Origin of the sequence: Pseudoalteromonas aliena, assembly GCF_038155085.1 — a bacterium.
GTDB lineage: Bacteria > Pseudomonadota > Gammaproteobacteria > Enterobacterales > Alteromonadaceae > Pseudoalteromonas > Pseudoalteromonas aliena_A.
The window spans coordinates 1-219 of the sequence record NZ_JBAKAU010000180.1 but is presented as its reverse complement, the minus strand read 5'-3'; the positions used below and the strand labels follow the sequence as shown (position 1 = coordinate 219).

At 45.2% G+C, this 219-nt stretch carries 1 pseudogene; it reads left to right on the top strand.

From position 1 onward, the window contains the following. Window positions 1–15: 15 nt before the first annotated feature. A pseudogene (locus V6260_RS19015) lies at window positions 16–219 on the top strand (carboxylesterase); the annotation flags it as partial.

Genomic DNA, 219 nt, shown 5'->3' with positions numbered 1-219 from the left:
ATGGCAATCAACACTATGAGTTTAGAATTTGTAGAATATGCAGCACAAAGTGAGCACAAAGCAAGGGTTATTTGGTAAGATGGTTTAGGCGACTCTGGGGATGGTTTTGCACCCGTAGCTCCGCAGCTAAATTAGCCAAGCGAACTTGGTATACGGTTTATTTTTCCGCATGCGCCAGTGCAACCGCTCACCATAAATGGTGCTATGGAAATGCGCTCT